Below are 24,508 nucleotides of genomic sequence, written 5' to 3'. Positions count from 1 at the left end.
TCGTGGAGGTCACCTTTACCAACGACGGTCTTGTTGGCATTGCCGTACTATTCGGAGTCATCGTCTTCATCTTCCTCATTGTGAGAGAGATCAGGCTGATGAAGACCAACAACAGGAAACTTGAGCTTGAACTTGAGCGTGAGAAACTGAGTATTCTCAAGCAGGATACCAGCACCAAGGGGCCTTCGATGCTCAGACTCGGAGAGGATAAGATCTCATCAATGCGGGATCTTGAGGACATGAATGTCAACCTTGAGTCCGATATCTTTGTGAAACAGAAACTGGTCGAAGGCAGGATCAAGAAACTCGAGAATATGATAAAAACAGAGAAACTTGACCGGATGCTGACGAAAATTCAGGAAGAAGAGAAGAAGATTCTGTGATGGATATGTACCCAACACTTTCCGGAACAAGAAACTACTGGCAGGAACTGGGTTCACTGCCGGGATCAATTACTGATTCCATACCCACCTTTGACAAGCAGCTTGACTCCTTCTTTGACCGGAATGGAGAGGCAATCATTGATGAGTGGGGACTTTTGACCGATGACGACCTCCGCCATCTGAAACAGAAGCTTGAGTTCCTCTCTTACGAGGTGAACAGGCTGGTAGTGGAGAAGTCAGGTCTTGAAAAAAGGACAGCGGACCTGAAGTCTGCGATCGAGGAACTGGAGAAGAGATCATGAATCTTGACAATTACCTCTCCGGGTACCTGGACCGCAGGATGAGCATGATCATCGAGGAGTGGCAGATCTCAACCAGGAACGATCTGACCGATATCACCCAGCGGTTTCACCGGGTTCAGGATGAACTTGTAGGTCTGAAGACATTTGAGCGGGAGACATCAACCCGGCTGAACGATCTTGAAACACGGGTGCGCCAGCTGAAGGAGAAAGCGAAATGACACCAATTGAGATCCTTCTGATTGTGATCCTTGCAATCCTAATCATCTTCCTGGTGTACTACTTCTTCAGGGGGTCAGGTGGCAGGGTTGCACTCAGCAGGCCTGTCGAGAGCAGGATCGATGAGTATCTCGACCGGAAGTTTGAGAGGTTTGTCGAGGAGTGGTCACTGGTTAGAAGGCCGGTTCTGAACGCATTCAAGGATGACCGGAATGCTGCTCTTGACCGCGATGAAGAACGGATCGTGACGCTGAAAAAGTTCGAGAGTGAGATGAAGACCACTCTTGATGATCTCGAAGGTCGGCTCAATGCCCTGGAAGATTCCCTGGCAACAGAAAAAACCGGCAGGAAGTGATCAGGCTGGGAGTTTTTACTCCCTTCTTCGCTCTGTGATCGGTGAAGTCCGCAGACAGGGCGAACCACCGGCCAGGGATGCCGAGTCATTCTCCCGGTATATCTGCGATCTCTGTCATAGTGCTTCCCCGATCTCTTCACTCAGGCAGTGCGTAATCTGCGGACGATGGGCATGTCCTGACTGCTGGAAGGATGAGTTATATGTCTGCAGTTCATGTAGCGGGATCATCAGGCTTCACCAGATGCAATGTCCTGGCACTGGTCAGCAGGGTGTAAAACCAAAGGCTCCGTCTGAAGAAGAGACGAAGGCAGAACAGTCAGAATAACTCACCAGATAGAGATAAAACGTGAAGAGAATTCACGGACTCTGTTTTTTCTTCGGCATCGTGTGATTTTTGTCAGGTGCATAAATAATTGACAGGACAATGAGATTGATTCATTTTTGACCACACCACATCTCATCCCAGATCAGACCGCCTCATACGGAGACGGATTCACACAGTGGGATGTAGGAGTTTCTTGCAACTCATACCTGTTGGAATGACTATTTCATGTGATCGAAAACGATCTAACGTGAGTATCCTTTTTTGGCTATCGATATGAACATGATAAGCCATGGTAGATAAGCGGATATATCGATCACGGACCGAAAAAAATCTGGGTGGTGTTTGCGGTGGAATCGGTCAGTATCTCGATGTTGATCCGGTGTTCATCAGGCTAATCGCGATAGTATTGTTTTTTACCTGTGGCTTCGGGATTCTGATATATCTCTGTGCCTGGATACTTATCCCACTGGAACCCGAAGAAGAACAGGCAACGGCCAGGGTAATTTCATAGATTTTGTTTGAAAATGTCCTTTTCATCGGTCCTACCTGGGGTCCCCAACGGGGCACCGTTGGGGTTTTACATTATACCGTGTTTGTAAGCAGTGTTCACGCCGTACGGAGATCGATAGGTATCGATACCATCTCTCATTTGGATTATACTTGAGCAACCTTTTTTAGGAACTCCCGGTTCCTTGCAGCCCATGCCAGGCAAATTATAATCACCCTCTGAAACGGTATGAACAGTATGAGTGAGAGATGGATCCTGCTGCTTGCTATTCTTATAATACTGGGAATAGCCGGTGCAAGTACAGCTGCGAACCAGACCGATGATGCGTCTACAGCCGCGGTTCTCACCGGATCTGATAGTAATTATCATACCAAGGTGGTGCTTCTCGGGACAACCGGAGGGGTATCATGGTATCCGGAGACAGGGAGGGCAAGTTCTTCCTCGGCAGTTGTTGTGGGAGATACCATCTATCTCGTTGATATCGGGCAGGGATCTGCATCCCGGCTTTCAGAGGCGTTCAATACCGGTGATTTTGTCGAGACTCCGACCGGGAGGGTCGAGAACGGATCATCCACCTTTCTCTCCCATGCAAGGGCTCTGTTCTTCACTCATCTCCATCAGGACCACACGGCTGACTATCCAAGTCTACTCCTTATCGGACCAGGAGCGGGACTTGGTACCTCGATTGATCCAAAGACAGGGGAAACAACAATATCTCCACTCCAGGTGATTGGGCCTGGCAACCGGGGAGAACTCGACGCAGACAAGACAAATTACACCGCGAGAGGGGGCACAATCATATATACAGATACATCTGATCCAGAAGCGATCACCCCGACACCCGGACTCAGACAGATGACACAGACGATCATGCAGTCATTTGCCCAGACCATCAACGATATGACTCTTGATGACGGGTACCGAGATTTTACCAAACTTATCACAGTGAAAGAGATCGGAGGCTCAGAGGCTGGCGACATTGCCTTTCCGGTACCTGTGATCGATCCAAACAATGAGACATGCCCGTCCATGGCTCCGTTCGAGATATACTCAGATAAAAACGTCAGAGTTACCGCAACCCTTGTTGATCATCACCAGGTATTCCCTGCTCTTGCATACCGGTTCGATACAGCAGACGGGTCTATCGTCTTTTCAGGTGATACCGGACCTGATACCAACGGAAACCTGCAGAAACTAGCAGATGGGGCTGATCTTCTGATTCACGAGGTCATTGACCCGGCATGGATTGACCTGAAGTTCGGTGATCCAAAACCAGGAAGTCAGATGGCAGCACTCAAAGAGCATATGCTCTCCTCCCATACCTCCATTGACAAGGTCGGTTCTGTGGCCGATTCATGCAGGGCCAAAACTCTGGTGCTCAACCATATTGTTCCGGGGAACACCCCGGTCACGAATCTTGAGAGGGTAGCTGAGAATACATCTGCACACCTCATCATCGGTGAGGATCTCATGCAGATAGGAATCGGCAGATCTGACTGATTCCGGAACTGGTCTGATCTTCTGAACTCTCTTTTTGAGGCCAGACCGTAAGTCTCTTACAGCCGATGATTCCAAGAGGGTATGGAATATTAGGCAGATTCCTTTAAATGAGGAATAACCCCGGCGAAGAACCCATTGTTACAAGACCCTGAGAAACCCGGAGCATGGTAATGGATAAAAGACCCGATGTATTACACGAAGAGACTCTTGACCCCGAAGACTGGGACTCCATGCGGGCACTCGGTCACCGGATGCTTGACGAGGCTATTGATTATATCAAGAATTCCAGGGACAGGCCGGTATGGCAGCATACTTCTGCAGATGTGAAGGCACATTTCAGTTCAAAGCCTCCTGCCAGCCCGCAGAATGCTGAAGAGATATACCAGGAGTATCTCACAACTATCCTCCCCCACCAGCTTGGCAATGTTCATCCGAGATACTGGGGCTGGGTGACCGGATGCGGAACGGTGATGAGTATGTTTGCCGATATGCTGGCATCCGGCACCGATGCGGTGAGCGGGTCATTCTCCTATCTCAGCAATAATTATGTCGAGATGCAGGTTATTGACTGGTGCAAAGACCTTCTTGGGTTCCCAAAGACAGCAAGCGGCCTTCTGACAAGCGGATGCTCGGCATCAACCCTGATTGGGCTTGCTGTTGCCAGAAATTCAAAGGCAGGGTTTGATATCAGAGCCAAGGGAATGCAGAGTGCAGCCGGAAAAATGACTCTCTACTGTTCACAGGAGGCTCATTCATCAATACAGAAGGCTGTTGAACTCCTCGGATTCGGGAACGAGTCTCTCAGGCGGATACCGGTAAACGATGCTATGCAGATCGACACTGGGCTTCTGAAAGAGACTATTCAAAGAGACAGGGCTGCCGGGTTTCAGCCCATCTGTATCATTGGTGCTGCCGGGACGACGAACACAGCTGCCATAGATGATCTCAATACTCTTGCAGATATCTGTCAAGAGGAAGACTGCTGGTTTCATGTTGATGGTGCATTCGGGGCATGGGCAGCAATCTCCCCCCAGAGCAGGCATCTTGTCTCCGGGATGGAGAGGGCTGATTCACTTGCATTCGATCTCCATAAGTGGATGTATCTTTCTTACCCGATTGCATGTATTCTGATCAGAGATCCAGATGAGCACCGCCGGGCTTTCTCACTCACTCCGACATACCTTGCTCACGGGGAAGGTGACAGGGGGCTTACCGGTATCGATGTACCTTGGCTCTCTGACTGCGGGTTTGAACTCTCCCGGGGATTTCATGCTCTCAAAGTATGGATGACACTCAAGGAGCATGGCACTGACAGATATGGGAGGCTCATTCAGCAGAACATAGACCAGGCTCATTACCTTGCAGATCTGGTTGGGACAAACCCAAAACTAGAACTGGCAATGCCGGTATCCCTGAATATTGTCAATTTCAGGTATGTGATACCGGGAACAGGGACTCGCGATCTGAATACCCTGAATAAGGAGATCGAAATAGAACTCCAGGAGCAGGGGATTGCTGTCCCATCGACCGTGAGGATTAAAGGAACGAATTACCTTCATGTTGCGATAACCAATCATCGCAGCAGAAGGGAGGACTTTGATCTCCTCATTAAGGAAGTGATCAGGATTGGGGATGATCTTCTGACTTCGAACGGATCCGAATCCTGATTTACATAAAGACGAAAAAAGACGATGGTGAAGGGATCTCGATCAAGTCTGGCCTGAACTGACAGGTTCAGGATGGACATATCTGCTCATGATCGTATCGTACCTGCTTACCCCTGTCTCGTTCTTCTGCTGCTTCAGGTCATCAAGGGCTCTCTGGTATGAACTGACCGTGGCATCGGAGATATCCTTACTGAAGGCAAAGTAGATTCCAACCTCTTCAAGCGGGTACACTACCGTAAATGAGTCATCATTTCCGGTAATCTCCCCGATATAATACAGTCCGGTTATTTCAGGGTAGGCCCAGAGGTCTATCTTCTTCTCTTCTGTCATCGAGATCAGGTCTGAAACATTTTTTGCATTTACGAACTGACTATCCTTCACTCCATCAGCGAGAAGCTGAGAGAGAGAAGCATCTCCTGTGATTACTCCAATTTTTTGATCCTTCAGATCATCGGGTGTATTAATTGTGATTTTTGATCCATGCGGAGCAAAGAGAACATAGCGTTCAGTTGATATCGGTCCGACCCACTTGAACAGATCTTCCCGTTCAGAAATACGTGCTGTTGAGAAGATCACCGTATGAGTTCCATTACGTGCAGCCTTGTATCCCTCTTCCCAAGGGACTATGTGTACCTGATCCCGTGAAATATTGGTGCCTGTCTTTGCACTGATCTCATCAAGAATATCAATAGTAAACCCTTTCACGGTCCCATTTTCGAGGTAATTATAGGGAGGTAGTGGCTCGGAATATAACGTCAGGTTCTCCTGGTGTTCTGCTGGCAGTACGGAGGATGTATTCTCTGCCAGGACTCCGGGGAAAAGCAGAATTCCTGCAAGAACAACCACAAGGACAAGACATTCACATGGTAGGTCAGGAGACATGAGAGGAGATTATGTATGAAAGTATAAAAGAGGATTCAACTTTAATCCTCTTTTATTCACAAGAGAATGTTCTGACAGGTTGGTGAACAGGGATTGTACTAATCTATGCGAACGATTCACATCAAGTCACCTGAATGCTTGGTCCCCGGTATGAATAATCTCTTCAGAGAGGTCTGCCATCGACCTGATGGCAATACTATGTACAGTGACCAGGACTGGAATCATCAATGAGTGAGCATTCGCTACTCCATACAGACAGATTCCTGGCATGAGGGTCAACGGCGATATTATCCGGATTTGGCAGAACTCGAAATTGTTATATATATCACCCGGGTGGTTTTCGTGGTGATTACAGGTGGGTGATTCTTCCGTGAACATTCTATTTAAGCAGAATATCTGCAGACACTGAAGATCCTGATGCGGCACGCAAGGTCATTATAGATCCGGGCGCATGAAATCCAACACAAATGAGGGGAAATTTACCTCCTGAATTTTAATTCAAAGACAATTATTCCACGCATAAGAAAAAAAAGCCAGGATTACCACTTATTTGAGATCCGCGATTTTATAAATTCCATAATTCAGGCAGCAAACAGCCAGATCCGCCAAATTTCGACAAATATTTAATTTTTAGAGAAAATTATACCGTGCGCACCAATTAACAGTGAGAACTGATGGTAAAATTAAGATTAAACAACATTCAATGGATTTTTTCATTTGTGTGAAAAGATAAATGATAATGAACGATCATGATAGATACATTCAAGTGTGTAAATAATATTGATCATTTCAACATGGAGATCAAAAGATATCGATTTACATTCGCTCCAAATAATCGGCGGAAAACGCGATTTAATTCAATACATTTATCTATATTTTCCTACAACCTTTGTGCAGTCGATTTTCAATCGATCAGGCTGGTGCGTAAGATATGGCATTTGCAGTACATGTGAACATGGAGCGATGTACCGGCTGCAACAATTGTGTGGTAGCATGCCCGGTCAATGCGCTGGAGCTCAACACGATCTCCCCATCTGAAGCCTCTACGACCGATAAGATTTACAAGGTCGTAAACGGTGATGCAGTGATTCTTGATATTAATCACGAACTCTGCGCCGGATGTGGGATTTGCGTTGATGCATGCCCGTACGATGTGATTCAGCTGTCGGGACTTCCGCCTGAGAAGGCATTCGCCTGAGGCAGTCCAGGGTATATTAATTTCCGAACCGAAATCGTGAACACTTACGAGGTATCTTAATGTCAACACTGTTTCCGAAGTACTCGAAGTCCTATGATGGCTCCCGGGTTATCATGGAGCAGCGGCTTCTTCAACAGGTCAACAACCTCATCCTCGACAATGATATCTGCACGGGTTGCGGAATCTGTCGTGAAGTTTGTCCTGAAGAAGCAATAGCTGTTGGAGCTGTGGGAGGGGTCCAGCGTGGTCTGGTCTGTGATGCAGCAAGCGTCCACATTGATGAGACAAAATGCTCATACTGTGGTGTCTGTGTCATCATGTGCCCCTTCACATCGCTCACCCTGAAGATCAATGGAGAAGAGCGACTCCCAATTCTTGAGAAAGAGGGATTCCCAACCTATGATAAGGGCACATCCATCGATGATGAGAAGTGTGTCCGATGCAACATCTGTCAGGATGTCTGCCCACGTGATGCAATCGACCGCGATGTCCCACTCTTTGAAGGTCAGGACTGTGAAGGTCTTGCCAAGGGTCAGGGAGTCAATTTAAAGATTGACTTTGTGGTGGACACTGAGAAGTGTACCAAGTGTGGTATCTGCGGTAACCTCTGTCAGGCATTAACCGTTGAGCACAAACCCTACACTCCTGAAGTTGGAAAGGTTGAAGGCCAGGTTCTCTGGGACAATGACTACTGTGACGGATGTAATGTCTGTGCAGAAGCATGTCCAAACGATGCCATCAAAGTAACCCGGGAGATGTCAGGCAAGGTAAACCTTGGAAAGGTCAGCATCATCGATGATGACTGTTGCACCTGCCGCTGGTGTGCCATCAACTGCCCGACCGAAGCCATCACCGTCAATAAGATCTTTGAGGGAGAGATCACGTTCCATCCCGAAAAGTGTCCGGGTGGCTGCTCAACCTGTGTCGATGTCTGCCCAGCAAATGCTATTTATATGCCTACCCCGCTTCCTGCAAAGGAGATGCATGGTAAGATCGAGGCAAACATCGCAGTCAACAAGGACTTTTGTATCCTCTGTGGTGCCTGTGTAAACGCCTGTCCAGGTGAGGATATCATCTACCTCAGACGTGACTCAGTCAGAATCAAGGGCAAAGAAACTGACCTGTTCCAGAAGATCAAGGCCAAACTCTGCACTGCCAGAACCTCCATGGTCCGGGAGAAGGCATCTGGTGCAGGCTCGGTCGAACTGAAGGCGGTCGGCCAGTAAAAGAGGATAGATATGGCTGCAAAAAGTTACGACAACCCTGAACTGAACAAAAAACTTGCTGACACACGATATCATAACAGTCAGTCAAATCCTGAGTTCACAAAGGACGTTCTAAAAACAAGCCGCACCATCGCTAACATGTGTTACCAGTGCGGTACCTGTACCGGGTCATGTCCGTCTGCACCCCGCAGCACATACAGGATTCGCCTGTTCATGCGTCGGAATGTGCTCGGGCTTGAGAACGAAGCATTAATGGACCCGGATCTCTGGCTCTGTACCACCTGTTATTCATGCACCGACCGGTGCCCACGTGACATTGCTCCAACCGATGTCATCATGGCAATGCGGAACCTTGCATTCAAGAAGGACATTGTTCCACGCAACTTCCTCCAGACCGTCCAGTTGATCTACAACTCCGGTCATGGTGTTCCGAATAACGATGTCAACCGGGCAGCCAGAAAGAGGCTTGGCCTGACCGCTGACCCACCAACAACCCACATGTACCCCGAATATATCAAGGGTATCCAGAAGATCCTGGACCACTACGGACTGAAAGAGAACGCTGACCGTATCCTCAAGGGGGACTAAACGTGCACGAATACGCTTTGTTCCTTGGATGTATTGCACCAAACCGGTACCCCGGCTGTGAAGCATCCGCAATAAAGACCAGTGAAAAGGTCGGCATCAAACTTCTGCCCCTTGAGGGAGCAAGCTGCTGTCCGGCACCGGGTGCATTCGGTTCCATCGATATGACTGTCTGGTACGCCATGGCAGCCAGGAACCTTGTCCTTGCCGAGCAGATGAAGAAGGACATTGCACTTGTGTGCAACGGATGTTATAAGTCCATCTGGGAAGTCAACCACATCCTCAAGCACGACGAGGAACTCAGAAACAAGGTCAACGAGGTTCTGAAAGAGATCGACATGGAATACAAGGGAACCATCGATGTATTCCACCTTGCCGAACTCTACTACGACCCCAAGATCTGTGGTATCCAGAAGATTCGTGACTCAGTCACAACGCCGATGACCGGAACCAAGGTTGCCTGTCACTACGGCTGCCACTTAATGAAGCCACAGAAGGATCGTCACTTTGGTGACACCGAAAACCCAATGTGGTTCGAAGAACTCGTAGCAGCAGTAGGTGCAGAGCCGGTCCAGTACCGCAATAAGATGCAGTGCTGTGGTGCAGGTGGCGGTGTCCGTGGATACGACATTGTCCATGCACTCGATATCACCAACGAGAAGTTGATCAACATCTCCGAGGTCGGTGCCGATGCAATCACAGAACTCTGTCCATTCTGTCAGCTCCAGTTTGACCGTGGTCAGATCGAGATCAAAGAGAAGTTCGGCGATGTGTACAACATTCCAGTTCTCCACTTCAATGAACTGCTCGGACTTGCACAGGGTATGAGCCCACAGGACCTTGCCCTTGATCTGCACGCAATCGACTGTGCTCCATTCCTGGAGAAGGTGCTGTAAGGAGGCAATGACATGGCAGAAAATACAGAAGCAAAAATAGGTGTCTTCGTATGTCACTGTGGAACCAACATTGCCGGTTCCCTTGATGTCAAGGATGTGGCAGAATACGCCAAGACACTCCCCAATGTCGCCTATGCAGCAGACTACCAGTATATGTGCTCCACTCCAGGTCAGACAATGATTAAGGAGGCCATTGAGAAGCACAATCTTACCGGTATTGTTGTAGCAGCGTGTTCTCCGCGTCTTCACGAACCAACGTTCAGGATTGCAACCAAAGAAGGTGGCCTGAACATGTTCCGCTTCGAGATGGCAAACATCCGTGAGCAGAACTCCTGGGTTCACATGCACGGTATGCATGATGATGCAACTGCAAAGGCAAAGGATCAGGTCAGAATGGCAGTTGCCAAGGCAATGTACCTTGAAGACCTCGTTCCAAAGGCAGTTCCTGTTGAGAAAGCAGCAATGGTCGTTGGTGGTGGTGTCGGTGGTATTCAGGCAGCACTGGATCTCGCAAGTGCCGGTATCACCACATACCTGGTAGAGAAGGCTCCGAGCATTGGTGGCCGCATGTCCCAGCTCGACAAGACCTTCCCGACCCTCGACTGTTCACAGTGCATTCTCGCACCAAAGATGGTGGACGCAGGACGTCACCCGAACATCGTTCTCCTCTCCTACCACGAAGTCGAAGATGTGGAAGGGTACATCGGTAACTTCGAAGTAACCCTCCGCAAGAAGGCCCGTGGTGTTATGAACCCTGTTGAGGCAGCAGCCAAGGGTATCGTTGGAGGCGGCTGCAATGGTTGTGGAGACTGTACAGGTGTCTGTCCGGTCATCAAGCCAAATGCATTCGAGTTCGGTATGGCTCCCCGCAAAGCCATCTACATCAACCACGCCCAGGTAGTGCCATTGATCTACACCGTAGACTTTGAGTCATGTGTCAAGTGTGGTCTGTGTGTTGAGGCCTGCGGTACCAAGAAAGCCATCGACCTTGAGATGGTTGACGAGTTCCCCAAGTATAAGGTTGGAACTGTTATCCTTGCAACCGGATACGACTACATCCCAATCGAAGAGAAGAGAGAATGGGGATACAAACGGCATGAAAATGTTATCCATTCCCTTGAATTCGAGCGGCTTATCTGTGCATCAGGTCCAACCGGTGGTCATCTTGTCCGCCCAAGCGATGGAGTAACCCCGAAAGCAGTCGGGTTTGTTCTTTGTGCAGGGTCACGTGACAACACCGGTGGCGTCAGCAAAGCATACTGTTCACGGTTCTGTTGTATGTACTCGCTCAAGCACGCCCACCAGATCATGGAAAAGATCGAGGGCTGCAAGGCATACATCTTCTACATGGACATCAGATCCTTCGGTAAGGCATACGAGGAGTTTTACTATCGTATCCAGAACGAAGGAGCCAAGTTCATCCGTGGCCGTGTTGCAAACATTCTCGAGGATCCTGACACCAAGAATCTGCACGTCTTTGCAGAAGACACGCTCCTTGGCCGTCCGGTTGACATTGAATGTGACCTCGTTGTTCTTGCAGCAGCAGTCCAGCCAATCGACGGTGCAAATGTCCTCAGAAAGAAGTTCGGTGTATCAGCCTCTGCAGATGGCTGGATGCTTGAAGCTCACCCGAAACTGAACCCCTGTGGAACTACTACTGCCGGTGTATTCCTCGCTGGTGTCTGTCAGGGACCAAAGGATATTCCAGACACAGTAGCACAGGCAGAAGGTGCAGCATCAGCAGCATCTATTCCGATCCACATCGGACATGTAGAGCTTGAACCATACTTTGCCCAGTGTATGCAGGATATCTGCGCTGGCTGTGGTATGTGCATTAAGCTCTGTCCGTACAGTGCACTTGATCTGGTAGAGAAGGACGGACGGACCGTCATGCAGGTTACCGAAGCAAAGTGTAAAGGCTGCGGTACCTGTGGTGGTTTCTGTCCAGGTGGTGCAATCAAGATGCAACACTTTACTACCCCGCAGATCGTTGCACAGATTGATGCCTACCTCCTTGGAGGGGAGTAACTATGTCTGACGAGTGGAACCCAAAAATCCAGGCAATCATCTGTAACTGGTGTTCGTATGCTGGAGCAGACCTTGCTGGTGGTGCCCGTATCCAGTACCCGCCAGATGTTCGTGGTGTTCGTGTCATGTGCACGGGCCGTGTTGATATGCTCTTCATCCTGAAGGCTTTCGTTGACGGTGCAGACGGAGTTCTTGTCTCCGGATGCCACTTCGGTGACTGCCACTACCTTGAAGGAAACTTCAAGGCAGCAAAGAGGATGTTCATGATCAAGTCCCTGATGAAGAACATCGGTCTTGACGACAAGAGATTCCGTATGACCTTCGTCTCTGCATCTGAGGGTGCAAAATGGGGTAAGGTCATGGAAGATGTCAGCGCCAAGATCCGGGAACTCGGACCAAGTCCGATCAAAGAGTTCCAGAAATAAACCCATACATCATCCTTTTTTTAAGGTATGATAGTCCGGGTTTCATGGTCTGAAATGCCTTAATAATAGCCTATTACCACCAGTTCTTTGATCAAACAATGATTACTGGAGAGTATCGAGCGATGCCAGACTCTCCAGATTTACTTTTTATTACTGATTGCAGATCAGAAGATCACAGTCAGAACTTTAACTATTCTTTCATAAACATAGTTGCAACGAGTCAATAGATTTGAGAATATTCTTCTATAATACACTGAACTGAAGATATTTTGCAGATCTGTTGGAAAAATATCTCCCAAGATATCATGTCAAACAACGATTCATTACCTGAAATCCTTCCCCAGATCTCACTTCGGGAAGAGTATGATGACTGGGCGTTTCTCTATAATCCAGATACCAGGGCAACTGTGGGACTGACTCCCACCGGAGTCACAGTCTGGAAATGCCTCATCGAAAAAAAAGACCTGGCTGGCATCAAAAAGGCATTATCAGAAGAGTTCGGAGATCTGCCAGATGATCTGGAGACAGATATCAGGGCATTTCTGGATCAGGTCGTTGATCTAGGATTTGCAAAGAGATAAGTCAGACAATGACTTCAGAGATACCTGAAAACCGCCGTCTGATGAAGACACCAAAGAGTCTGGACATAGATATTACCTCCCGGTGCAATCTTCACTGTAAATACTGTTTTCACCGGACAAGCCCGGCTGATACCGGGAGTGAACTATCAACTGCCGAATGGCTCTCGTTTTTTGATGAACTTGGGACATGTGCCGTTATGGATGTCACTATCGGAGGAGGTGAGCCATTCATCAGAACCGATCTGAGAGAACTGATTGGAGGTATAATAAAAAACCGGATGCGATTCTCTATCCTCTCGAATGGGTCATTGATCACACCCGACATGGCGGAGTTCATCGCCTCAACAGGGAGATGTAACTCGGTTCAGATCTCGATTGACGGGTCCCGACCTGAAATTCATGATCGCCTTCGTGGTACTGGTTCGTTTGAGGGTGCAATCAGGGGAATAAAATATCTCCAGTCATCAGGGGTCAGCGTGACTTCACGGATCACAGTAAACCCGTATAATATTGATGATCTTGACAATATTGCCAGACTTCTTCTCGATGACATGGGAATGAATTTTATCTCTACGAACAGTGTATGCCATCTCGGGCTGGCACGTTCGCACGAAGATGAGGTGAATCTTAACCCAGAAGAGCAGTGTCGTGCAATGGATAAACTCATGACTCTTGCCCGGATTTATGAAAACCGGATTATATCAACAGCAGGCCCGCTCTCCCAGGTGAGGAGTTACCACCAGATGGAGTCTGCACGCCGAGATGGGAGGACTCTTCCAGGAAGGGGATATCTCACAGGGTGTGGATGTATGTGGAGCAAAATGACAGTCAGGCCGGATGGCATGATGGTTCCATGCGGAATGCTTTCACATATCGAGCTTGGCAGAATCAATGAAATCCCGTTGCGTGAAGTCTGGCAGTCTCATCCCGAGTTTACCAGGCTCCGTGACAGGTATAAAATTCAGCTCTCAACCTTTGATGAATGCAGGGGTTGTGAGTACAGAATGACCTGCACCGGAAACTGTCCTGCAAGTAGTTACACCAGGGTTCATGATGTCTATACACCGAGTCCGGATGGATGCTTAAAGAGGTTTCTTCGGGAGGGCGGTCGCATTATCGGGATGGATGGGTCATGATCTCATCCTGCCCGGCAATGGATCTGCTCTTTCGCACACAAATCTCATCTGATCTCTCGTAATTGTAAAATATTGCTGATTCTCCGGGATATACTATTATGGAACAACATGAATCTATCAAAACTGAAGACCGAAAGACAATACCTCCGTTAAAGACACTGTACTTTTACCTTACCGGTGACTGCAATATGGCATGCCGTCACTGCTGGATAGCTCCGACGTTTGAAAATTCAGACCGATCGCAGATGTATCTGCCATTCGACCTCTTTACAAAGGTTGTTCGTGAAGGAAAGGAGATGGGAATATCAGGAATTAAACTGACAGGTGGCGAGCCCTTCATACACCCTGATATCATCAACATCCTCCGGTTTATCCGGGATAATGAACTAACCCTAACGATCGAGTCCAACGGGGTTGCACTGACACCACATCTTGCTGATCTGATCCGTTCATGCAGACGCCCATTCATCTCAATCAGCATCGATGGTTCACGGGAGAGTCATGAATGGATGAGGGGAGTAAAAGGCTCGTTCGAACGGGTCTCACAGGGTGTCCGCTGCCTTGTTGAAACGGGTGTTCATCCCCAGGTGATAATGGCTGTTTCCAAACGAAATCAGCACGAGATCGCAGAACTTGCAAGATATGCCCAGGATCTCGGAGCCAGTTCAGTAAAGTACAACTTCGTCACCCCCACATCACGAGGAGAGACAATGGGGGAGGAGGACGGTGTTATCCCTGTCTTTGAGCAGGTATCACTTGCCCGGTGGATCAGAGATGATCTTCAGAAAGAGATGAAAATTGAACTCATGACCAATCTTCCGATGGCATTTAGTGGCCTGTCATCAATCCTTGGTCCACAGGGAAATTGCGGCCGATGTGGTATCTTCTCGATTGTCGGTATCCTTTCAGACGGGAGGTATGCCCTTTGTGGTATCGGGACAAGTATCTCTGAACTCTGCTTTGGTCATGCATCAACAGATTCCCTGAAAACTATATGGGAGGAGACCGGTGTACTGAATACAATCCGGAACAGTCTTCCTAAAGATCTGAAAGGTATCTGCTCACACTGTCTTGTCAAAAAAATCTGTCTCGGCCACTGTATAGCAAATAATTACTACGCATACAGGGATCTGATGGCCGGACATAAATTCTGTGAAGAAGCATTCAAAGAAGGTTTTTTCCCGATGACACGGTATTGTGAGGGCGGAGTACAGTAACCCAGTCTCATGAGGGTGATTGACGCGGGGGATACAGATAACCGGGTTAGTTACTCTGTCCATTATCCACCAACCAGCGGTTTCATTCTTAACCCTGAAGAAATTCGTGATTACCTAAAAAAGAAGGTAATGAGACAGAATACTGTCACATACCTTTGTATCAATGTTAATTTGAGTCGCGGTATGGGCGGGAGACCTGCGCAGAAGCCCCGTTTGTTACACAGTCATATGCAGCGCTCAGGCCAGTGCCACATCCGATATCTCCTGCACCACTTACACAGGTATCGATGTAGGTATCATTTCCAGTGAGTGAGATCGCCTTTGGTGGCATATATTTTTTGTAGTGGGGATTGATGTCTGAAACCTGTTCAAGTACCATGGTAATACCTTTGACTTGACAATATATTTAAAAATATTTATTTGAGAACCACGACCATCTGGTTTCATCACCGATGGGAAAATTCTCACAAGAGACGAAATTGATTAAACTATTTACTTTCAGTCGCCTTTCATCGGTGGAATGCCACCCAAAAAGCTGACTATGGACTTCTGTCTTCTTGAAAGCCTTGCTGGTGAGACAGATGGCTGGTATGACTTTACAATGTGTATCGGCCGGAGTTCGGTGATAAGGGATTCAAAGGTAGAAATTTCTGGAGTCTGAATCTTCTGAATCCGGTTTAAGATAAGATATTTTATAAGCATAGCCAGAAAGCAGATAAAGAAGACTCCCTTTCGTATCCGTTCTAATCTGTACCCCTTAAAGTCTCGTTCTAATTCAGAGATAAACTGGCTCATCTCTTTCTCGAACTCTCCTCGAAGATCTACGAGAGTAAAACAGTCTTCCCAGGTGAAGTTCCCCTGATATAGAACGCAACTTCGACCTAGCTTTTTTAAGGCAAGGTTCATCTCGTCCTGATCTATCCTGATCTGATACGAGCCGTTATTTTCTACAATTACGAAAAAGCGTCTGAATGGGCCTGATGCCTCATTTACTAACTCCTGAATAGTACCCGGGTAATCCCGTGTCTCCTGGATCAGATCACGGACACCCTGAAGATTCTTATGGAACGCGAGGCGATCTGCCTGTTCTTTCTTGATATCATGCAGAATGTATCCGGGGACGCTGATCTTTCCAAATTTTACTGAAAATGGGCGGATGTAACATGCTTCTCCATGGTAATACCTGATATTTGCCGGGTGATCCATCTGTTCACCCCAGGTGAGCACATGTGACGCAACCGGTCCATAGGAGGCATCAGTCCGGGTGATAAACTGGCAACTGGCATGAATCAGTCTCATCATCAGGGATGGAGAGAGATAATCCCAGTGGGGAACAATCACTCCTCCGGGAATGTTACCATAGCAGACCCGATCGATGCTATCCTCGATCACAGCACGCTGGACCTGAAAAGCCTCAAACCCGGCAAGGGTTTTTTTGATGGGATCATACTGAATCCGAACTCCAAGTTCACGCTCAAGCATCTCCTCACAATAGAGTCCGCTCCCTTTCTCCCTCATAAGTTCAGGAATGTCGTGAAGTCGCAGGGTGAAGAGAACCCGCTGATCAGAGAGGTCATTTACAGAAGAGAACATCTGCGAGAAGAGTTCTGCAACCGGGCGGTCGGATATCTTCTGCAGTAATAACATCAGGTTCTCTTCATCAAAGTCTGCTTCGGGAATAAGTTTGGATAGATATGTGCTCTCAAGCCATGTGTTGAGGTTCGCTGGCGGAGATGGATAATATAACCGGTTGATAGCAAGCAGAACAACCGACGATGCTTCATCAGGAGAACAGATAGAGAGCAGTGACTCAAGGATCTTATATTCTTTTACGGCCCAGTATGCGGGTAGATACTCACCGAAATCATAAATCTGCCCTGATTTTCCCCCCCGTTCTTTTTTAACCGGCTCCCCATCGATATTTTTACCTAGGTATTTTGTCTTCTGTCGCCATTTGCCGGTTTCTGGATCATAGTAGGGAGTAACCTCATAGAGGTATTCTTTTCCTTTTATGACCTTGGTCCTGACAAATGGCTTCATGATATGGAGATTTGGGTCATCAAGTTAGGCAGTGTATTGTTGAGATAGCCGATATTATTTGAAATTTTTTCAATTGAGGATTAATTTTTCGTGGATATGGTGACTAATATTTTTACTGAAAATATTTATCCCCCATCTTATTTATAGGTGATACGGCTATCATGACCTTGAATAATATTGATCTATCACAGATTGATGCCTATGAGGCAGAAATCAAAATAAATCGCGATGAAGCTAAGTTTACAACAAAATTGGAAGGGGCATGGTGCTTTGAAGAGGGTGGCCCTCAGTTCACAGCAAATGCAAAGGTAAAAGATGGCGTAGTATCCTTCTCTCTTTCACATCCTAATTTTGCCGGGCCCGGACCATGCCCAAGTCCGATGTCATTCGGGCTATTCTGGATTGCCGGTTGCGCAAGTGCGACATTCATGTCTTCTGCTGAGAAGAAGAATATCAAAATCTCTTCCCTGAAGACAACGATAGAGGCTGATCTCAACTATCTGCAGCAGTTCAACCTTTCTGATGAACCACTGGTGTCGGCTTATCGTATTGTATTCTCTGTACGTTCTGATGCATCAGAAGAAGAGATTGAAGAGTTACGTCTCGCAGCTCTGAATGGATGTATGGCGATGTATACCGTTCGAAATGCAGTTCCTCTCGATCTTTCTGTGAAAAAGGAGTAAGGTACCGATGAAATTATCTGGTAGTTGCCTTGAAGGCAAGAATGGCCCATTTATCCTGGGAGTTATTATCGGAGTCCTTGCAGCAGTTGTTCAGGGATTGACAATTTCTGCAGGAGGTCCAGAGGCGTATGGGTTTTGTGCTCTCTGCCACACCCGTGATCTCGTGAACGGGTTGCTCAACATCGGGTTAGGCACTAACCTTGGTCTTGCTGCGGTATCAAAAGCTGCTGTCCTTCCGGTGATGAGCATGGTAGGAGTACTTATCGGTGGATTTATCGCAGCAAAGCTGAGTAGGGAATACCGGGTCAAGTCTGCATCGATAAAGGATATTATCATCTACTTCATTGGTGGCGTTCTCCTGATGCAGTTCGGGCTTCTCCTTGGAGCATGTCCATACCGGGCAGCAATCAGATTCGCGTATGGTGATCTTGTCGCCCTGGTTGGGATTATTGGTATTGTCATAGGAGTGTGGATATCCCTGTATCTCATTCAGCGATCTTCGAGGGGAGGTATGTAAATGGCAGGATGGATCTCCAAGGAACTTGCGGTGATACTTGTTCCGATCATAACTCTCATTGCAGGGGCTATCATAGGATATCTCGCGCAAAGAACCGGGTTTTGTGCAGTCGGAGGATTCAGGGATTATATTCTCTTCAGACATACGCGGCTTCTGAAAGGATTTTTCTCAATAATTATCAGTGCATTTGTCGCGTACCTGCTCCTGCATGCTATTACTGCAGGTGCTTTTGAACACTTTCCCTGGGCATTAACGAGTGGCATCCTCTCACCAGTCCCGGGAGCCCCAGCTGATCTTTCAGCAGCTGCATATCTGATCCTTGCCCTGATTGGTGGAATTGGAATGGGAGTTATTGGAGTATATCTTGGTGGTTGCCCGCTTCGTCAGTTTGTGATGACAACCGAAGGAAATATGAAGTCACTCTGGTTTGTTGTGGGCATGGCCGTAGGGAGTGTGCTTTTTTATCTCATCACTATGGGACTTGTGAAAGGAATTCTCAAAATAGCAGGACTTTAACATGGCTGATAAAAAACTTGATATTACCGGGGTCGTGTGCCCGTTCTGTGTCTTGAAGGTGAAAAACGCCATGGAACAGATTGTATCTGGTGATACACTCACAATACTGAGTGATCATCCGCCGGCAGCAAAGGACTCAATTCCTGCTTTTGCTGAGATGAATGGATGGAAATGTTCAGTTCATGAGTCTGCTCCAGGGCTATGGGAATTGACAATAAGAAAATAGAAAATATTCTCAATCTTTTTTTATCCCGATTCCTCACACGTATGTACCCGACATTCCGCAGATCTTCGCAACTTCTTTAATTATATAAAAAGGTAAATTATTTATCTAAGTACGTCGATCACTGTATATTCAATGAATTTTGATGATATCTTCGTTTCAGGTTCAGATAGAACAATCGGTCATTTAGGATTGGTTGCTGGATGTTATGATTCTTTAAAAATCAGTGAGATCGTAGACAATCTCATCCCTAAAAATGGACAACATAAACTCACTCATGGTGATGCCCTTAAAGGAATGGTAATCAATGGCCTCGGATATATTGAACGCCGTCTTTATCTTTTTCCAGGTTTTTTTACAGACATTGCCGTTGAACGATTGTTTCACCAAGATGTGTGTGAAACCAACTTCAATGATGATGTAATTGGTCGAACTCTTGACGCAATACATGCATACGGTGAAACAGAACTCTTCAATCAGATCATTCTCCCTTCGCTGGAAAATGAAGAGTTCTCAATCCATCTTGTTAATGCCGATACAACAAATTTCAGTGTGTATGGCGAGTATGATGGAGAAAGCCAAAGTCAGGAGATCTCAATAACTCATGGTCATCCCAAGGATGGCCGTTGGGATCTGAAACGGTTTTCTCTGGGAATGGCAACAAATCAATATGGCATCCCCCTCATGCTTCAAACCTTTTCAGGGAACGAATCTGACAAGAAAGCATTACTTGAGATAATCAATAAGGTCCGTATGAATCTAAATACCGGTGACAAAGTGATTCACGTGGCGGATGCTGCATTTTATACTGAAGACAATATCCAGACATTAGGTCTTCACACATTCTGGGTAAGCAGAGTTCCAATGACGATATCTGAAGCGATAGTTCTGAGGAATACGTCGGAACTCTTCATCCCATGTAAGGATGAGCGATACTCATGGTTTACTGCAAAATCTGAATATGCAGGAATACCCCAGAACTGGACCGTATTTCATTCAAATGAACAACAAAAGAAGAAAGAACCTGATTTCGAGAAGAGAATCCTGATTGAATTTGAGAAGACAAAAAAATCGCTCAAACACTTATGTTCTCAAAGATTTGCTTGTGAACCAGATGCAAAAATGGTTGCAGAAGAATGGATACAGAACCATCCTAAAGTAATTTTCAGTTCATTCACGATTGACCAGGTCAGAGAGCGATTAGAGAAAAAACGGGGAAGACCTAAGAAAGATGAACAGCTTGTGACAAAGTTCATTGTTAACGCAGAAATATCTCTCAACCAGGTACTTATCGAACAAGAACGATCAATCCTTGGAAGGTTTATTCTTGCGACGAATGATCTGGATTTGGATCCTGATACAACTTTGAGTTATTATAAGGGACAATCACAGGTGGAGAAGGGATTCAGGTTCCTGAAAGATAAAACATTCAGGGTTTCAGACGTGTTTTTGAAGAATATTGGAAGAATTCAGGCGTTGGCAATGGTAATGGTTCTCTGCCTTTATGTCTACGCTGTTGCTGAATACAGACTGAGGAAAGGGCTGAGAGAAGCAAACGAAAGCATACCTGATCAGACGGGAAAGCCAACACAAAAACCAACGATGAGATGGATATTTTTCCTTTTCAGAAGGGTAAAAGAAATATCACTTCGAATCGAGGGAATGATAGTAACGAAAGTTTTGAATCTTAATGACATCCTCATAAAAATTATTAGGTTCTTGGGGTTGCATTGTGAAAAATATTATTCGTTATGAGATCTCTGCGGAATGTCGGATGTACGCCCTTTCATGACTAAACCCACTGATATCAGGGATGAGACCTGCACAAACCTGTCTCTCCTCCTCAACCTGCTGATCAGGAATATCAAACCAGGAGAGGAATTTCAGGTAATTACTACCCGGAGGCAGTTGGTACAGATAGAAGAGGTATTACGTCAGAATAACATTGATGTCGAGCATGAATCCCTGCCAGAGGATCTGCTTGTCACAATCTCAAGATCAGAATAGATTTTTGGAAAAAGTTTCTGGGTTTAAAGCCCCATCTCTTCCCGGACTTCATCTTTGTGGATAACTACATCCCAGGTTTTTCCAGTAAGGCAGAACCCATGTTTATCGAGAACTAAGACCGGGTAACTTGCAATATCTTCAGGAATTGGCTGAGTGTCTATCCGTTTGAAGTTTATGAGGTCTTCAGCACGTAGTCCGATAATAGCACATAACTCTTTGAGCTCTATCAGCCATCTGCGGAGATCACGAACATCAATAGTGTCCCATTTCATGATCTGGAAGAGTTTCATGTAAACATCACGTTCCTGCGCAATGTGTCGGACGCCGTCGTCCTTTTTAAAATAAAACTCAAATAAATTTTTAATATCTTTGATATCTTGTGCTAATTCGAAGAGACTATTTTGGCTGGTATTAATCGCAATTCGTAATTCACTGTCTGAAACTTTTTTGGCAACTTCCCGAAGGTTAATGCATTCCTCTTTTATTTCATCAGCATTTTCATCAAGTTCCTTCAGGCAATCTACAAACTTTTCTTCGATATTTACTCCAAAGAAAGCCTCCATATGCTCTGAAAAATCGGCCATACATATACTCAGTTCTTAGGAGATAAAAAACCTACATTTAAATAAAAAATCATGTGTTGTGCAATGAAATTTACCAAGCAAAACTGATGTTTTACCTTCTGGAAAGTATTTACCTGACAACCAGAGTACGTACTTACATCATGGACGTCGATCCCCGATTATACTCCCGAGGGGGTATCATTACTGAGCGAGATCCTGAAAAATGTATTATCCGCCTCAGAATTGCCGCTGGAATGACTACTCCAGAACAGCTCATAGGAATCGGAAAGATCGCCCGCACCTATGGTGATGGCAGGGTTCATCTGACGGTTCGCCAGACTATTGAGATCCCTGGTGTTGATCCCAAACGGATCGTCCCGATGCTGACCGCACTCAAGGATATCGGCACTCCACTCGGTTCAGAGCGGCAGGAGATCGTCAACGTAACAGCCTGCATGGGGACTGATCATTGTAAATATGCGAATATTGACTCCCTGGCCCTCGCAAAAGAGATCGATACCAAATTTTTTGGTAAGGAGATGCCTGTTAAGGTGAGGATTGCCATTTCTGCATGCCCGAACGGATGTGCAAGTGAGCGATTAAACGAGATCGGTATAACCGGAGTCAGGGAGCCATACCGGGATCACGATGCATGTACAGGCTGTGGAACCTGCGAAAAGTACTGCAGAGAGAAAGCGATCATCATCAAAAGAGGCATTGTTGATCTCGATAAAGCACGGTGCATGGAGTGTGGTATCTGTGTTCTGCCCTGTCCGTTTGAAGTATTGAAAGCGAGTGAACCGAGGTACCGGATCACCATTGGGGGAAGACGGGGTCGTCATCCAAAGATAGGGAGAGAGTTGATCACCGTATCGAGCCCGGAAAAAGTAATGGAGATCGTAGGAAAGATCATCAGGTGGATATATGAACTGGCCTCTAGCGATCAGATGCTCCCTGAACAACTTGATGAGATCGGATTTGATGAATTTAAGAGGACTATTCGGGAAGAGTACGCAGAAAAGAGGGTATGGCCTCCGGAAAATGAAGTTGAATCCGACCTCCTCTGACGAATGGGTTAATTAAATAATAGTGGAGTAATTCATTCATGCAAAAGTACCAATGCCTGGAATGTGCTTACATTTACGATCCGGAAAAAGGGGATAAGACTCAGAATATTCCTCCGGGAACATCCTTTGAAAAACTCCCAAAAACCTGGGTATGTCCTGAGTGTAAAATTTCCATCCTTAAAAAAGGTATCTGGGCTCCAAGATGACCAGTTCCTGAACCCCTTTTTTTCACAACACAATCTTTTGATACGCTTCTTTCTTAGAGAATATTCAGGCGCTTGCAAAAAAAACCTGTTCCGGTTGTCTGAATGACTCTCGTGTTCGTGTATTGACACCCTCTGCAGGGCATTCATGTTGCATGAGATCAGTAACTCTTGTGAAGAAGTTTAATGCATCTATGGATGAACCGGCTATCATCAGGGGTAAATATCAGGGAGAGATCTTCACTCCAAACAATGCCATGTATACACCTCTTTTTGCGCTTTAGGTAATTATCAATGAATTTACGATTTTTCATATTGTGCCTATTCCTCTGGGCATCATGAGGGAGGGAGGAGTTTGAGATAGCAATGGTTAGGCATAGATATTATTGAATTAATTCCATTAATTTTAGAAAAAACGGATTATTTCAATTAAAACAGATTGCGATAGGAAATTGTGCCCAATATCTTGGTTAAACAATTTCAGTATATTACTCCCACCAAAAAAAGACTGTGTGCCCAATTCAAAACTCAAACCATAACGCTTATAAGGTATATCTGAGGCATTTTCTAAAATCTCCACGGAAAAAATCCAAATCCTTTATATTACCCGAGTAGACCGTTATTCAATCGGGATAGATCTGCGTATGTACTCGTCTCCTTGATCCTGGGAACTCCGGTGATAATGCTGGGCCAGGGGTCGCAGATGAGTACATAGTTCAGAACTATACCGGCAAAACGGGATACAATTCGGGATAGTATTCCGTGTCTCTATGAATTCCCCTTCAGGAAATAGCAGTATCAGGAAGGGACACTCCCAGAATGGAGCTTCGAGATGACGAACAAGATTACCCTTAACATGATCACCTGCCGGACAATCCAGCAGGGGGTTGCAATGGAGACAGGAAAGACTTCTCAGAAGTACTTTGATGCTGCCTCTATCATCCACATGCACGAGGATGACATGAAAAAACTGGGGATCATGGCAAACACCAATGTCAAAGTCACCAGTAAGGATGGAAGTGTAGTGGTCAAGGCAGTCAGAACCCGTGAAGATCTGGTTCCAGGTCTTGCACACATTCCAATGGGACCCTGGGCAAACGCCATCGTCTCAGCATATACATACTCAACCGGAGAACCATGCTTCAAGGGATTCCCGGTCGATATTGAACCAGCACCAGAGGAGCGGATTATGGGAGCTGTCGAGATAGTTCAGACCCTCTGTTATGGACCTGATAGAAAACCACCGGTGAGGAGTTAAA

32 protein-coding genes are annotated in these 24,508 nt (G+C 46.5%); 27 read left to right on the top strand and 5 right to left on the bottom strand.

Features of this window, described 5'->3' with window-relative positions; translation table 11 throughout:
* The first annotated feature begins 2 nt into the window (after positions 1 to 2).
* The 8 genes from ACHZA2_RS12045 (at position 3) to ACHZA2_RS12010 (ending at position 5,256) form a co-directional block, all read left to right on the top strand.
* Positions 3 to 383, top strand: a complete 381-nt coding sequence (locus ACHZA2_RS12045) for a hypothetical protein (protein WP_319538581.1) — start codon at positions 3 to 5, stop codon at positions 381 to 383.
* Positions 383 to 685: a hypothetical protein gene (locus ACHZA2_RS12040; protein ID WP_319579911.1), complete on the top strand. Its 303-nt coding sequence runs from the start codon at positions 383 to 385 to the stop codon at positions 683 to 685. The genes ACHZA2_RS12045 and ACHZA2_RS12040 overlap by 1 nt, the downstream gene beginning before the upstream one ends.
* Positions 682 to 903 (top strand): hypothetical protein, encoded by a 222-nt coding sequence (locus ACHZA2_RS12035; protein WP_319538583.1) that lies wholly within the window; start codon positions 682 to 684, stop codon positions 901 to 903. Before ACHZA2_RS12040 ends, ACHZA2_RS12035 begins: the two co-directional genes overlap by 4 nt.
* Positions 900 to 1,256 carry a hypothetical protein gene (locus ACHZA2_RS12030; protein WP_319538584.1) on the top strand — a complete coding sequence of 119 codons (357 nt, stop codon included), beginning with the start codon at positions 900 to 902 and terminating at the stop codon, positions 1,254 to 1,256. The genes ACHZA2_RS12035 and ACHZA2_RS12030 overlap by 4 nt, the downstream gene beginning before the upstream one ends.
* Complete coding sequence (locus tag ACHZA2_RS12025) at positions 1,210 to 1,581, top strand: hypothetical protein (protein ID WP_319579910.1); 372 nt, start codon at positions 1,210 to 1,212, stop codon at positions 1,579 to 1,581. Before ACHZA2_RS12030 ends, ACHZA2_RS12025 begins: the two co-directional genes overlap by 47 nt.
* 289 nt (positions 1,582 to 1,870) lie before the next feature.
* On the top strand, positions 1,871 to 2,092 hold the full coding sequence (locus ACHZA2_RS12020) for a PspC domain-containing protein (protein ID WP_319579909.1): 222 nt from the start codon (positions 1,871 to 1,873) through the stop codon (positions 2,090 to 2,092).
* A gap of 234 nt (positions 2,093 to 2,326) precedes the next feature.
* On the top strand, positions 2,327 to 3,589 hold the full coding sequence (locus tag ACHZA2_RS12015) for an MBL fold metallo-hydrolase (protein ID WP_319538587.1): 1,263 nt from the start codon (positions 2,327 to 2,329) through the stop codon (positions 3,587 to 3,589).
* Positions 3,590 to 3,759: 170 nt separating this feature from the next.
* Complete coding sequence (locus ACHZA2_RS12010; RefSeq protein ID WP_319538588.1) at positions 3,760 to 5,256, top strand: pyridoxal-dependent decarboxylase; 1,497 nt, start codon at positions 3,760 to 3,762, stop codon at positions 5,254 to 5,256.
* A gap of 42 nt (positions 5,257 to 5,298) precedes the next feature.
* Here the strand turns inward: ACHZA2_RS12010 and ACHZA2_RS12005 are convergent, their stop codons facing one another.
* On the bottom strand, positions 5,299 to 6,138 hold the full coding sequence (locus ACHZA2_RS12005; protein WP_319579908.1) for a transporter substrate-binding domain-containing protein: 840 nt from the start codon (positions 6,136 to 6,138) through the stop codon (positions 5,299 to 5,301).
* A 126-nt stretch (positions 6,139 to 6,264) separates the two neighbouring features.
* Positions 6,265 to 6,408: a hypothetical protein gene (locus ACHZA2_RS12000; protein ID WP_319538590.1), complete on the bottom strand. Its 144-nt coding sequence runs from the start codon at positions 6,406 to 6,408 to the stop codon at positions 6,265 to 6,267.
* A gap of 661 nt (positions 6,409 to 7,069) precedes the next feature.
* On the opposite strand from ACHZA2_RS12000, the gene ACHZA2_RS11995 reads away from it, so the two are divergent.
* The 9 genes from ACHZA2_RS11995 (at position 7,070) to scmF (ending at position 15,430) form a co-directional block, all read left to right on the top strand.
* Positions 7,070 to 7,336 (top strand): 4Fe-4S binding protein, encoded by a 267-nt coding sequence (locus ACHZA2_RS11995; RefSeq protein WP_319538591.1) that lies wholly within the window; start codon positions 7,070 to 7,072, stop codon positions 7,334 to 7,336.
* A gap of 59 nt (positions 7,337 to 7,395) precedes the next feature.
* Positions 7,396 to 8,562: a 4Fe-4S binding protein gene (locus ACHZA2_RS11990; RefSeq protein ID WP_319538592.1), complete on the top strand. Its 1,167-nt coding sequence runs from the start codon at positions 7,396 to 7,398 to the stop codon at positions 8,560 to 8,562.
* 12 nt (positions 8,563 to 8,574) lie between these two features.
* Entirely contained in the window at positions 8,575 to 9,150 is a 576-nt protein-coding gene (gene hdrC / locus ACHZA2_RS11985; protein ID WP_319538593.1) for a CoB--CoM heterodisulfide reductase subunit C, read from the top strand.
* Between the two features lie 2 nt (positions 9,151 to 9,152).
* The gene (gene hdrB / locus ACHZA2_RS11980) at positions 9,153 to 10,043 is read left to right on the top strand and encodes a CoB--CoM heterodisulfide reductase subunit B (RefSeq protein ID WP_319579907.1); all 891 of its coding nucleotides are present in this window, start codon (positions 9,153 to 9,155) and stop codon (positions 10,041 to 10,043) included.
* Positions 10,044 to 10,055: 12 nt separating this feature from the next.
* Complete coding sequence (locus ACHZA2_RS11975; protein ID WP_319579906.1) at positions 10,056 to 12,071, top strand: CoB--CoM heterodisulfide reductase iron-sulfur subunit A family protein; 2,016 nt, start codon at positions 10,056 to 10,058, stop codon at positions 12,069 to 12,071.
* A gap of 2 nt (positions 12,072 to 12,073) precedes the next feature.
* The gene (locus tag ACHZA2_RS11970) at positions 12,074 to 12,496 is read left to right on the top strand and encodes a hydrogenase iron-sulfur subunit (RefSeq protein ID WP_319579905.1); all 423 of its coding nucleotides are present in this window, start codon (positions 12,074 to 12,076) and stop codon (positions 12,494 to 12,496) included.
* Between the two features lie 305 nt (positions 12,497 to 12,801).
* Positions 12,802 to 13,077, top strand: a complete 276-nt coding sequence (locus ACHZA2_RS11965) for a PqqD family peptide modification chaperone (protein WP_319579904.1) — start codon at positions 12,802 to 12,804, stop codon at positions 13,075 to 13,077.
* 8 nt (positions 13,078 to 13,085) lie between these two features.
* Complete coding sequence (gene scmE / locus ACHZA2_RS11960; protein WP_319579903.1) at positions 13,086 to 14,213, top strand: SynChlorMet cassette radical SAM/SPASM protein ScmE; 1,128 nt, start codon at positions 13,086 to 13,088, stop codon at positions 14,211 to 14,213.
* Between the two features lie 98 nt (positions 14,214 to 14,311).
* Complete coding sequence (gene scmF / locus ACHZA2_RS11955; protein WP_319579902.1) at positions 14,312 to 15,430, top strand: SynChlorMet cassette radical SAM/SPASM protein ScmF; 1,119 nt, start codon at positions 14,312 to 14,314, stop codon at positions 15,428 to 15,430.
* A gap of 166 nt (positions 15,431 to 15,596) precedes the next feature.
* Here the strand turns inward: scmF and ACHZA2_RS11950 are convergent, their stop codons facing one another.
* Complete coding sequence (locus ACHZA2_RS11950; protein ID WP_319579901.1) at positions 15,597 to 15,809, bottom strand: hypothetical protein; 213 nt, start codon at positions 15,807 to 15,809, stop codon at positions 15,597 to 15,599.
* Between the two features lie 119 nt (positions 15,810 to 15,928).
* Positions 15,929 to 17,470, bottom strand: coding sequence for a hypothetical protein (locus ACHZA2_RS11945; protein WP_319579900.1), 1,542 nt, complete (start codon positions 17,468 to 17,470; stop codon positions 15,929 to 15,931).
* Between the two features lie 161 nt (positions 17,471 to 17,631).
* On the opposite strand from ACHZA2_RS11945, the gene ACHZA2_RS11940 reads away from it, so the two are divergent.
* The 6 genes from ACHZA2_RS11940 (at position 17,632) to ACHZA2_RS11915 (ending at position 21,416) form a co-directional block, all read left to right on the top strand.
* Positions 17,632 to 18,153 (top strand): OsmC family protein, encoded by a 522-nt coding sequence (locus tag ACHZA2_RS11940; RefSeq protein ID WP_319579899.1) that lies wholly within the window; start codon positions 17,632 to 17,634, stop codon positions 18,151 to 18,153.
* 7 nt (positions 18,154 to 18,160) lie between these two features.
* Complete coding sequence (locus ACHZA2_RS11935) at positions 18,161 to 18,670, top strand: YeeE/YedE thiosulfate transporter family protein (protein WP_319579898.1); 510 nt, start codon at positions 18,161 to 18,163, stop codon at positions 18,668 to 18,670.
* Positions 18,671 to 19,186 (top strand): YeeE/YedE thiosulfate transporter family protein, encoded by a 516-nt coding sequence (locus ACHZA2_RS11930; protein ID WP_319579897.1) that lies wholly within the window; start codon positions 18,671 to 18,673, stop codon positions 19,184 to 19,186.
* Between the two features lies 1 nt (position 19,187).
* Positions 19,188 to 19,412 carry a sulfurtransferase TusA family protein gene (locus ACHZA2_RS11925; RefSeq protein WP_319538605.1) on the top strand — a complete coding sequence of 75 codons (225 nt, stop codon included), beginning with the start codon at positions 19,188 to 19,190 and terminating at the stop codon, positions 19,410 to 19,412.
* A 132-nt stretch (positions 19,413 to 19,544) separates the two neighbouring features.
* A complete protein-coding gene (locus ACHZA2_RS11920) occupies positions 19,545 to 21,164 on the top strand; it encodes an IS1634 family transposase (RefSeq protein ID WP_319578050.1) in 1,620 nt (539 codons plus the stop codon).
* 33 nt (positions 21,165 to 21,197) lie between these two features.
* On the top strand, positions 21,198 to 21,416 hold the full coding sequence (locus ACHZA2_RS11915; RefSeq protein WP_319579896.1) for a hypothetical protein: 219 nt from the start codon (positions 21,198 to 21,200) through the stop codon (positions 21,414 to 21,416).
* Between the two features lie 23 nt (positions 21,417 to 21,439).
* Here ACHZA2_RS11915 and ACHZA2_RS11910 read toward each other — a convergent pair whose 3' ends face one another.
* Positions 21,440 to 22,000: a hypothetical protein gene (locus tag ACHZA2_RS11910; RefSeq protein WP_319579895.1), complete on the bottom strand. Its 561-nt coding sequence runs from the start codon at positions 21,998 to 22,000 to the stop codon at positions 21,440 to 21,442.
* Positions 22,001 to 22,086: 86 nt separating this feature from the next.
* Here ACHZA2_RS11910 and ACHZA2_RS11905 point away from each other — a divergent pair, with 86 nt between their 5' ends.
* The 4 genes from ACHZA2_RS11905 (at position 22,087) to ACHZA2_RS11890 (ending at position 24,507) form a co-directional block, all read left to right on the top strand.
* Positions 22,087 to 23,046, top strand: a complete 960-nt coding sequence (locus ACHZA2_RS11905; protein ID WP_319579894.1) for a 4Fe-4S binding protein — start codon at positions 22,087 to 22,089, stop codon at positions 23,044 to 23,046.
* Positions 23,047 to 23,084: 38 nt separating this feature from the next.
* Complete coding sequence (locus ACHZA2_RS11900) at positions 23,085 to 23,252, top strand: rubredoxin (protein WP_319538609.1); 168 nt, start codon at positions 23,085 to 23,087, stop codon at positions 23,250 to 23,252.
* 152 nt (positions 23,253 to 23,404) lie between these two features.
* A complete protein-coding gene (locus ACHZA2_RS11895; RefSeq protein ID WP_319538610.1) occupies positions 23,405 to 23,533 on the top strand; it encodes a hypothetical protein in 129 nt (42 codons plus the stop codon).
* A gap of 548 nt (positions 23,534 to 24,081) precedes the next feature.
* Positions 24,082 to 24,507: a molybdopterin dinucleotide binding domain-containing protein gene (locus tag ACHZA2_RS11890; RefSeq protein ID WP_319538611.1), complete on the top strand. Its 426-nt coding sequence runs from the start codon at positions 24,082 to 24,084 to the stop codon at positions 24,505 to 24,507.
* Position 24,508: the final 1 nt, after the last annotated feature.

It is taken from the genome of uncultured Methanospirillum sp., from assembly GCF_963668415.2.
Classification (GTDB): Archaea; Halobacteriota; Methanomicrobia; order Methanomicrobiales; family Methanospirillaceae; genus Methanospirillum.
The sequence above is the reverse complement of the archived record's forward strand: the minus strand, read 5'-3'. Positions and strand labels throughout refer to the sequence as shown.

Excerpts from the sequence above, each read along its gene's own strand:
- ACHZA2_RS12040 (WP_319579911.1), top strand. The coding sequence starts at position 383 with ATGGATATGTACCCAACACTTTCCGGAACAAGAAACTACTGGCAGGAA.
- ACHZA2_RS12035 (WP_319538583.1), top strand. The coding sequence starts at position 682 with ATGAATCTTGACAATTACCTCTCCGGGTACCTGGACCGCAGGATGAGC.
- ACHZA2_RS12030 (WP_319538584.1), top strand. The coding sequence starts at position 900 with ATGACACCAATTGAGATCCTTCTGATTGTGATCCTTGCAATCCTAATC.
- ACHZA2_RS12025 (WP_319579910.1), top strand. The coding sequence starts at position 1,210 with ATGCCCTGGAAGATTCCCTGGCAACAGAAAAAACCGGCAGGAAGTGAT.
- ACHZA2_RS12020 (WP_319579909.1), top strand. The coding sequence starts at position 1,871 with ATGGTAGATAAGCGGATATATCGATCACGGACCGAAAAAAATCTGGGT.
- ACHZA2_RS12015 (WP_319538587.1), top strand. The coding sequence starts at position 2,327 with ATGAGTGAGAGATGGATCCTGCTGCTTGCTATTCTTATAATACTGGGA.
- ACHZA2_RS12010 (WP_319538588.1), top strand. The coding sequence starts at position 3,760 with ATGGATAAAAGACCCGATGTATTACACGAAGAGACTCTTGACCCCGAA.
- ACHZA2_RS12005 (WP_319579908.1), bottom strand. The coding sequence starts at position 6,138 with ATGTCTCCTGACCTACCATGTGAATGTCTTGTCCTTGTGGTTGTTCTT.
- ACHZA2_RS12000 (WP_319538590.1), bottom strand. The coding sequence starts at position 6,408 with ATGCCAGGAATCTGTCTGTATGGAGTAGCGAATGCTCACTCATTGATG.
- ACHZA2_RS11995 (WP_319538591.1), top strand. The coding sequence starts at position 7,070 with ATGGCATTTGCAGTACATGTGAACATGGAGCGATGTACCGGCTGCAAC.
- ACHZA2_RS11990 (WP_319538592.1), top strand. The coding sequence starts at position 7,396 with ATGTCAACACTGTTTCCGAAGTACTCGAAGTCCTATGATGGCTCCCGG.
- hdrC (WP_319538593.1), top strand. The coding sequence starts at position 8,575 with ATGGCTGCAAAAAGTTACGACAACCCTGAACTGAACAAAAAACTTGCT.
- ACHZA2_RS11975 (WP_319579906.1), top strand. The coding sequence starts at position 10,056 with ATGGCAGAAAATACAGAAGCAAAAATAGGTGTCTTCGTATGTCACTGT.
- ACHZA2_RS11970 (WP_319579905.1), top strand. The coding sequence starts at position 12,074 with ATGTCTGACGAGTGGAACCCAAAAATCCAGGCAATCATCTGTAACTGG.
- ACHZA2_RS11965 (WP_319579904.1), top strand. The coding sequence starts at position 12,802 with ATGTCAAACAACGATTCATTACCTGAAATCCTTCCCCAGATCTCACTT.
- scmE (WP_319579903.1), top strand. The coding sequence starts at position 13,086 with ATGACTTCAGAGATACCTGAAAACCGCCGTCTGATGAAGACACCAAAG.
- scmF (WP_319579902.1), top strand. The coding sequence starts at position 14,312 with ATGGAACAACATGAATCTATCAAAACTGAAGACCGAAAGACAATACCT.
- ACHZA2_RS11950 (WP_319579901.1), bottom strand. The coding sequence starts at position 15,809 with ATGGTACTTGAACAGGTTTCAGACATCAATCCCCACTACAAAAAATAT.
- ACHZA2_RS11945 (WP_319579900.1), bottom strand. The coding sequence starts at position 17,470 with ATGAAGCCATTTGTCAGGACCAAGGTCATAAAAGGAAAAGAATACCTC.
- ACHZA2_RS11940 (WP_319579899.1), top strand. The coding sequence starts at position 17,632 with ATGACCTTGAATAATATTGATCTATCACAGATTGATGCCTATGAGGCA.
- ACHZA2_RS11935 (WP_319579898.1), top strand. The coding sequence starts at position 18,161 with ATGAAATTATCTGGTAGTTGCCTTGAAGGCAAGAATGGCCCATTTATC.
- ACHZA2_RS11930 (WP_319579897.1), top strand. The coding sequence starts at position 18,671 with ATGGCAGGATGGATCTCCAAGGAACTTGCGGTGATACTTGTTCCGATC.
- ACHZA2_RS11925 (WP_319538605.1), top strand. The coding sequence starts at position 19,188 with ATGGCTGATAAAAAACTTGATATTACCGGGGTCGTGTGCCCGTTCTGT.
- ACHZA2_RS11920 (WP_319578050.1), top strand. The coding sequence starts at position 19,545 with ATGAATTTTGATGATATCTTCGTTTCAGGTTCAGATAGAACAATCGGT.
- ACHZA2_RS11915 (WP_319579896.1), top strand. The coding sequence starts at position 21,198 with ATGACTAAACCCACTGATATCAGGGATGAGACCTGCACAAACCTGTCT.
- ACHZA2_RS11910 (WP_319579895.1), bottom strand. The coding sequence starts at position 22,000 with ATGGCCGATTTTTCAGAGCATATGGAGGCTTTCTTTGGAGTAAATATC.
- ACHZA2_RS11905 (WP_319579894.1), top strand. The coding sequence starts at position 22,087 with ATGTTTTACCTTCTGGAAAGTATTTACCTGACAACCAGAGTACGTACT.
- ACHZA2_RS11900 (WP_319538609.1), top strand. The coding sequence starts at position 23,085 with ATGCAAAAGTACCAATGCCTGGAATGTGCTTACATTTACGATCCGGAA.
- ACHZA2_RS11895 (WP_319538610.1), top strand. The coding sequence starts at position 23,405 with ATGAGATCAGTAACTCTTGTGAAGAAGTTTAATGCATCTATGGATGAA.
- ACHZA2_RS11890 (WP_319538611.1), top strand. The coding sequence starts at position 24,082 with ATGACGAACAAGATTACCCTTAACATGATCACCTGCCGGACAATCCAG.